Raw genomic sequence first — 6,946 nt, 5'->3', positions numbered from 1 at the left:
CCAGTTACTTACGAGGTAAACGATATCTCAATTTGAAAGGCGATCGCAATCACAATCTGAAGCAGAATTCACCGAACGGAAATAATTTCCTATCGGTAGATGTGGCTCAAAGTTTGGCACAGCAGTACAAAATTACTGGTAGAACTATTCGTAACGATGCTCAGTTTACGAATGCATTAGATACTTTAGCGCAATCGCTGGGTGAAGAACTCAAGCACTCTATCTTAGCTCGTAATAGCGGGCTGACTAAAAAGGATATTTTATCGGTTGCGAAAGTTGTTGATGAAGAAGGAAAAGAATCAGCACAAAAATTACTCAATAGCAAGCAAAATAAATCCGATATAGTCCAGCAAATAAAGGATAAGCAGCGCGCACCTAATCCGCATCATATTGGTGAGGTGTGCCGAATTATGCCAAAGTATGAACCGGATTTAAGACCTTTTTCTGGATGTTGGTGCATTGTTTGTCAGATAAACCCTCATAGTTGCAGTATTAAAACCTGGAAAGTGGATTTGGAAACTGTTAAACCCGAACATTTGGAAAGAGCTTATGCAGCGAGTGAAGATGCAGCTTCCCAAAATTGCATTCGGCTCAGAGAGATAGCCAGCAAAGTTGATTCAGATTACGAACCTACCCATGAAGCGGTATTACAAGTGTTGGGAAAGGTTCATGACCCATCTAGCTTAACACCTAAGCAGGAACGAATATTAGCTTTTCTCGAAAGTGAGTATTCAATCAGTTGAAAGGTGGTAACACGCTTGCCGTTAAAGAGTATTGGACTCGGTTGTCATATTTTCTTAGCAACCGAGTCCAATACTCCCACTTATTACAATATTTTTGGGTTCAATTTAATCAAATTCTATTTGAGAATTTTTAGAACGCATGAGAGAGTTGGTTTTCGGTTTTGATGCTTCATTTTTTTGTTTATGATCGGGAGCAACGTATCGAGTTAATGCTAAACCATCACGATAAAGGTTAAACTTAACACCTCGCATTACTAACCCCTTGAGAGTAAAAGCTTTACTATTTCGACCTAATTTACTTCCAGCAAATGCAACACCATCTGTAGAATATGAAATACCTTGAATAATACCCTTCGAGTTGAATTTCAATGATGTTTCTACATCTGATATTTTCAATTGTTCAATAAATTGAGCAAACTCCATTCCTGGTTGAATAGCAGTTTCTATTGCATCCTGAATTTTCTCAACCGCGCTCTTGTCTGCTGGTTTATCCCGCAATCCCAACTCAAATTCTTGGTTTTCTCGAAACATTCGTCGTTTTTGTCCGGTAGTTGGTGCTGTACGGTCAACTTCACAAGAATTTGGTACGGGGGTAATGCCAATGTTCGTTTTGTTCGGGGGTCAGCAGCATTTCAAATCGAACTGTGTGTTGTTTTTGTTTAGATGCCATTGCGATCGTTGAGTACTATATTTTAAAAAGCGGCACAAGTTTTTTTCAAGTTAGATTACTTCTGTTATGATGTAAGTACATCACGTACATACATTCATGAGTAACTCCTACAAAATTCGCAGTACTAAAATTGGGAACAGCGCAGGGTTCCGCTTGCCTGCGGATTTTTACCGCGAACATCCGACATTTAACAATGCTTCTGGTTGGATAGAAGTATTGTCTCATGATACTGCGATCATTAAGATTATTCCCGATGTCGTAGATGACGATTCGGAAGAAGATTCCCTGATGATGCGCCTGTTTCTAGATTTTGCGATCGCAGAAGCATTGAAAGATAATACGTTACAACCTTATACAGCCGAGATGTCTAAAACTGCTCGCGAATTGATTGAGGGTGTGGAGTTAGAGTCAGATTCCCCCTGATGATGGCTAAGTTTATTAGTAATGGTTGGGAAATTTATTTTCACCCCCAGTTATTTGGAGTTCAGTATCAAGAATTATTAAATCGAGTTGCCGATTTACGCGAGAAGCTGCCAGAAGCTGAGTTCAAAACCCATGCAACTGTCAAGCTATTTGCAGCAATTACTGTTGCAATTGAAACTAAAATTCCCAATGACCCCAGAGCAAACTATTTTGCATTGACGGGAGCCTTAAAACGCTATAGACGAGTGAAAAAGATGGGTTTACCCCAAAGGTATCGGTTGTTTTTTCGGGCTTTTGATACCCCAGAATTAAAAACTATTGTGATTTTATGGCTGGGTTTTCCCCGAAAGGAGGGAGCAAAGAATGATTGCTATCAAGCTTTTACTAAGATGGTAGAACGGGGGACTTTTCCTGATAGCTTAGATGAATTGATTGCACAACCAGAAAAAAGCCTGGATGAATCAGAGCCTAATTAATAAATATTTTTTCAAAGAATAAATACGTATACCACCACTGCTTGCTCCCCTAGACAGCAAGCGGAGAAGGGAAAAACCGCTGCAAAACCCAGAGTAGGGAGAATGGAGAGAATATCTATCCACTAGCTGAATGGCTGACACTTTTACCCTAGCAAATCCCTCCTCTAACCTTTACGTCAATAGTGATAGAACAAGTAACGACTTTAGTTATATCCTCACCCGGATTTCTAATTGCTACCCTAATAGAGATACTGTGTGGGGAAATTACTTATGGGTAGATTAAATAATCTTGCATACCCCGAAGTTACTCTGACTATAGATTTTGGTGGAAGTGGTACTAAAGGTATAGTGCAGATTCGTGGTGGTAAACCAACAGCATTCTGGATGGAAGCTGCTGTAATCGAAGCTCCTTACACCTCTTTAGCTTTTCAAACTCGTAATTTAGGTAATGCTTATCCAGAAAACACCGCTTGGGTAGGAATTGGTGAAGATTATCGAGCAGTAGGTTACTTGGCACGGAGCATCTACAGTGCGACACTGAGACTAAAACCACGCAAGTACGAACTGGCACTATACAAAACTCTGGCTGCTATATGGGTGATAAAACATAAATTCAAGTTATCCGACTGCTTTGACATTTCTCTGGCATTACTTTTACCACCTGGGGAATTTGAAGATTCGGCGTTTCTCAAACCGATGCTCAAGGAAGCTTTAACTGAGTTCGATACACCAACCAAGAAGATTAATGCCAACCTAGTAGGTTACGAATGTTTTCCTGAAAGTGGTGGAATTTATGCGATGTACTGCAAAAATACGGGTGAGGCTATAAGGCGTAAAGTCATAGCCCTAGTAATGTTAGGGTATCGGAATGCCTCGGTAATCATATCTCGTCGCGGTATTTTGAATCGCGGTAAAACAGCTAAGTTGGGCATGACTAAAATGGTTGATTTAGTCATAGAAGGCACATCAGGATTAGAAGCACAAGAATTAATTGAAGGGATTGTTGCTGCGGGTAGCGAACCAAAACCCCAGCATTTCTATCATCTATGTAATTCTAGTAACCTTCGAGATGCTCAAATTGAAAAAATTATATCTGTTGTAAATTCATCTAGAGCAGAATATGCGTTCACGAAGTGACTCCGAAGGAGTATCGCGCTTATGAGTTGGCTAAAAGAAGTATTGCCGAACAAAAATGAATTGGATGAGGTGATTATTTGTGGTGGTACGGCTGATTATCTGCGAGAAGAATTAGATTCAGTGTTTCCAACAACACCTATAGTTTGGCATGGTGGCGTGGAAGTGCCACAAACTTTAAACGAGCAGTGGTTGGGAAATCGTTTAGCTGATGTGTGGGCATTATCGGTATATCACGGTATTAAAGTTCGAGCGATTGGGAGGAGGGGAGGAGTGGGGGAGGGGGAGAGTGGGGGAGTGAGGGAGGAAAAACCAAGATGAGTAGAAAAAAAGATTTCCTATGGCGTTATCAGCCGTCATTAAATTCAGACAAGGCAAAAATGCTTAGCTATATTCAGAACCAGAGCTTACATCCATTTCAAGATAAAACCGTAATGATAATTACTGCTCTCAATGCTTACTATATGGCTTTAGCACTGTACAACGAAGGTAGTCATTCTCATGAAACTCTAGAACTGATATTTCTGGATTCAGTAAAGGCGATCGCACATCATCTTCAATACGTCAGTATTGCGATAAAAGTAGACCTCTGTTCAGTTACAAATGTTTTATGTACCGTATTTGGAGGATTAGAAACAAGAAACACTCAACTAAAAAAGTCATTGAATTCTAGTATCGAGTTACCAACATCAAATATCGATGAAGAATTTGATGATTCTAACCTAAAAGTATGGAATTTAGCAGGAATTACAACAGATAGCGAAACCTTTGATTAATAAAGATTAGTTAATTATGGCAAGAATTCATTTAATTGATGGTGAAAAAGGAGGGGTAGGGAAGTCGTTGTTTACCCGTGTCATGGTGCAGTATGCGATTGATAATAAATTGGAACATACTTTGGTAGATGCAGATATAACGAATCAAGATGTCAAGCGCTTTTATAATTATGCTGTTGATGCTGAATTTAGTGAAGCTGTAAACAAGGGAGATAAGGCTGACATTATTTTTGAATTAGCCAGAAAGCAACCCGTTATCGTCAATCTTCCTGCAAACGTATTTCCTCAAGTTAAGAACTGGATAAAAAAGGGACGTTTATTAGAAGTTGCAGACAAATATGGTGTAGATATTTGTAAATGGTTTGTATGTGACGGCGGTTTTGAATCTATCGATTTATTTTACCAATCTTTGAAATTATACAAAGATAAAATGCTCCATGTTTTTGTGAGAAATTTGGGTAAAACTGATGATTGGAGTTTTTTGAAAGATAATACTACTTACAAAGACTTATGTAAGAAGTATGAAAAGACTTTAAAAATCATTGATTTTACAATGCTGTATCCGGGAGATAGATATTTTATCGACTCAAATAAGTTTCGGTTTGATGCAACAGAAATTGGGGAAAAGATGCCTATAATGTCGCAGCAAAGATTATCTACTTTTTTAGAAGAATCTAATCAAGCAATAGAAAGTACTCAAATGTGGGTTAAGGAGAAAAAATCAGCTAAAAATAGTAATTTGAAAAGTAGCTAGGTCAAATTTATAATTGCTTTCTGTTTGATTATTTCGTGATATTTTATCAGAGATAAAAGGCAAAATTCATGAATTATGAGCTTCAGACTTTATACTCAACAAATCAAGCTTTTAACTGTGACGTGATAATTAGTGACAAAGAACAATACATGGGAAGATTATATGTTCTTACCACCGAAGATAATATATTGCAGAATTTAGGAATTAAATCGGAATGGTTTCTTGCTCATCAAGAAGCAGATGTATTAATTAGCGGACACATTAACCGTGAAGGTAAGTGGAGTCTATCACCCTTCCGTAATTTAGAACCAAGTTTTGAATATACAACCCGTAACAAAATATTTGATCAAGTTTTTAGTCCGGAGTATGTGTGGGAATTAGCGCATTTACGTGAAGAACTAATTTCAAATATATCCCAGGTTGTAAATAATTCTAATGATTCGAGTAGTGATGAAGATAATGAAGATAATGCAATCAATAAGAAAGACGTAGCTGTTATGGCAGAGCAACTAAGCATTACTCCTGAGAATCTAAATATTTTAAGAGAATTAATAATTCATTCGTTTTCAGATGAATTAGCTACTTTAGAACAAGAATTAGAAATAGAAATGCACAAAAATCATCTACATAACGAACAGCAATCAGCAGTGAACACCACAAACATAACTGAAATTATGAATTACTTTCAACGCGAAGCTGCTCCAAAATTAGATGAAAATGAATTGTTTCATGCTCAAATATATTTAACTGAAAGAATCATGGATGAGTATGAGAGGCAAAATATTGATGAGTTTGTCTTCAAACCTTTTGGAATTGTCACAATAAATGTTGAAGATAGTTGTTGTAGTTTGCGTGATTCAGAAGATGGACATACTATCTTTACTGCAACTTTCGACGCTGATATTATTCATGGTTTGAGTGATATTGATGCTGCTAAACTTGAGATGATTTTGCGTGCCTTTGATAGAGAAGATTTTCGACGAGCGATAAACACAATGAAAGAAGAACGCTCAGTCAACGAAGCTGATAAGCTCGAAATTAAGCAGCAAAAAGGAATTGATTATGGTGCATAGTTTGCGAAAAGCAAAAAATGAAAACTATCTGAATCGTTTACTTGAAGGGAAAGATGCTGATTTTCAAAGACGAGTTTTAGCAATAACAGTTGAACATGGATTATCTACAAGCGACCCTTTATTCCTAATTATGTTGTCAACTGGTCAGCTTCAGGTGCTGTTAGAAGATAAACCCAACGAATTCAACCAATTGTTTCAACGTTGGTCGGAAGCTATTTACGACCATTTGGAGAAAGCAAAGCGTACTGCTGTAAGTGGTCAGGAAGTGGAAATCCGCTCGATGGTCAACCGACTCATTAAGCATTGCGAGTCGAAAGAGCGAAGCCGCTTGAGGGTAATGTTGCCAGCTATGGGATTACTTGTAGCGGCAATTGGATTTGGTGTTTTGACTGGTTTATCTGTTCGGGTATGGTTGGATGGTGGATATGCACCTGAAAAACCCAAGTTACTAACAGTTGCAGAGGTGGAAAGTTTGCGCTGGGTAAAAAGTTCTCAAGGTCAGTTAGGACGTAATATTATTACTTGGAATTCTGAAAGTTTGACTAATTTAAACTGTACTAATAATCCCGAACAAAGGGCTGTAGTTAAGAACGAAAAAAGAAAGAATATTACTCGTCAAAGTGACTATTGCTTACTACGGGTAAAACCTCCTTAAGAAAGTAAGTAGCTGTCTTTAATAAATAAAAAATTACGAGATTAAATCATTTTTATTAAATTACAAAACTGATGGAGGAAATAATGGAAGAATTAAACTATCATCATCATGAACAACATTACGATTTACCAGTAAATAACCAATTAGAAATCAATTCAACAGTCAAATCTCATACAAGCGCTCAAGATACAGAGAAAATTCGCGTAGTAGTTATTGAAGACCTAGAACTTACACTTATTGGC

10 protein-coding genes are annotated in these 6,946 nt (G+C 37.7%); 9 read left to right on the top strand and 1 reads right to left on the bottom strand.

The genetic code is table 11. The features are described 5' to 3' along the window. Positions 1-743 (top strand): hypothetical protein (locus VB797_RS34515; RefSeq protein WP_323242318.1); only part of this gene is annotated, 743 nt, incomplete at its 5' end. Positions 744-848: 105 nt separating this feature from the next. On the opposite strand, the gene VB797_RS34510 is transcribed toward VB797_RS34515, so the two are convergent. Beyond that, the gene (locus tag VB797_RS34510) at positions 849-1,274 is read right to left on the bottom strand and encodes a hypothetical protein (protein WP_323242317.1); all 426 of its coding nucleotides are present in this window, start codon (positions 1,272-1,274) and stop codon (positions 849-851) included. Positions 1,275-1,509: 235 nt separating this feature from the next. Between VB797_RS34510 and VB797_RS34505 the strand changes: the two genes are divergently transcribed. From VB797_RS34505 to VB797_RS34470, 8 genes are all read left to right on the top strand, one after another. Beyond that, positions 1,510-1,836: a hypothetical protein gene (locus VB797_RS34505; RefSeq protein ID WP_323242316.1), complete on the top strand. Its 327-nt coding sequence runs from the start codon at positions 1,510-1,512 to the stop codon at positions 1,834-1,836. A gap of 2 nt (positions 1,837-1,838) precedes the next feature. Continuing rightward, on the top strand, positions 1,839-2,312 hold the full coding sequence (locus VB797_RS34500; RefSeq protein WP_323242319.1) for a type II toxin-antitoxin system YhaV family toxin: 474 nt from the start codon (positions 1,839-1,841) through the stop codon (positions 2,310-2,312). Between the two features lie 270 nt (positions 2,313-2,582). Next, positions 2,583-3,449 carry a hypothetical protein gene (locus VB797_RS34495; protein WP_323242315.1) on the top strand — a complete coding sequence of 289 codons (867 nt, stop codon included), beginning with the start codon at positions 2,583-2,585 and terminating at the stop codon, positions 3,447-3,449. Positions 3,450-3,470: 21 nt separating this feature from the next. Continuing rightward, the gene (locus tag VB797_RS34490; RefSeq protein ID WP_323242314.1) at positions 3,471-3,767 is read left to right on the top strand and encodes a hypothetical protein; all 297 of its coding nucleotides are present in this window, start codon (positions 3,471-3,473) and stop codon (positions 3,765-3,767) included. Beyond that, on the top strand, positions 3,764-4,222 hold the full coding sequence (locus VB797_RS34485) for a hypothetical protein (RefSeq protein ID WP_323242313.1): 459 nt from the start codon (positions 3,764-3,766) through the stop codon (positions 4,220-4,222). The genes VB797_RS34490 and VB797_RS34485 overlap by 4 nt, the downstream gene beginning before the upstream one ends. A gap of 16 nt (positions 4,223-4,238) precedes the next feature. Next, the gene (locus tag VB797_RS34480; RefSeq protein WP_323242312.1) at positions 4,239-4,976 is read left to right on the top strand and encodes a mobilization protein MobD-like protein; all 738 of its coding nucleotides are present in this window, start codon (positions 4,239-4,241) and stop codon (positions 4,974-4,976) included. Positions 4,977-5,044: 68 nt separating this feature from the next. Next, positions 5,045-6,049, top strand: coding sequence for a hypothetical protein (locus VB797_RS34475; RefSeq protein ID WP_323242311.1), 1,005 nt, complete (start codon positions 5,045-5,047; stop codon positions 6,047-6,049). Further along, positions 6,039-6,704 carry a DUF6753 family protein gene (locus tag VB797_RS34470; protein ID WP_323242310.1) on the top strand — a complete coding sequence of 222 codons (666 nt, stop codon included), beginning with the start codon at positions 6,039-6,041 and terminating at the stop codon, positions 6,702-6,704. Before VB797_RS34475 ends, VB797_RS34470 begins: the two co-directional genes overlap by 11 nt. Positions 6,705-6,946 lie beyond the last annotated feature (242 nt).

The sequence above is a fragment of the Rivularia sp. UHCC 0363 genome, assembly GCF_034931125.1.
Taxonomy (GTDB): Bacteria; Cyanobacteriota; Cyanobacteriia; order Cyanobacteriales; family Nostocaceae; genus Rivularia.
The sequence above is the reverse complement of the archived record's forward strand: the minus strand, read 5'-3'. Positions and strand labels throughout refer to the sequence as shown.

Coding starts and splice junctions, on each gene's coding strand:
- VB797_RS34510 (WP_323242317.1), bottom strand. CDS start 1,274: ATGTTTCGAGAAAACCAAGAATTTGAGTTGGGATTGCGGGATAAACCA.
- VB797_RS34505 (WP_323242316.1), top strand. CDS start 1,510: ATGAGTAACTCCTACAAAATTCGCAGTACTAAAATTGGGAACAGCGCA.
- VB797_RS34500 (WP_323242319.1), top strand. CDS start 1,839: ATGGCTAAGTTTATTAGTAATGGTTGGGAAATTTATTTTCACCCCCAG.
- VB797_RS34495 (WP_323242315.1), top strand. CDS start 2,583: ATGGGTAGATTAAATAATCTTGCATACCCCGAAGTTACTCTGACTATA.
- VB797_RS34490 (WP_323242314.1), top strand. CDS start 3,471: ATGAGTTGGCTAAAAGAAGTATTGCCGAACAAAAATGAATTGGATGAG.
- VB797_RS34485 (WP_323242313.1), top strand. CDS start 3,764: ATGAGTAGAAAAAAAGATTTCCTATGGCGTTATCAGCCGTCATTAAAT.
- VB797_RS34480 (WP_323242312.1), top strand. CDS start 4,239: ATGGCAAGAATTCATTTAATTGATGGTGAAAAAGGAGGGGTAGGGAAG.
- VB797_RS34475 (WP_323242311.1), top strand. CDS start 5,045: ATGAATTATGAGCTTCAGACTTTATACTCAACAAATCAAGCTTTTAAC.
- VB797_RS34470 (WP_323242310.1), top strand. CDS start 6,039: ATGGTGCATAGTTTGCGAAAAGCAAAAAATGAAAACTATCTGAATCGT.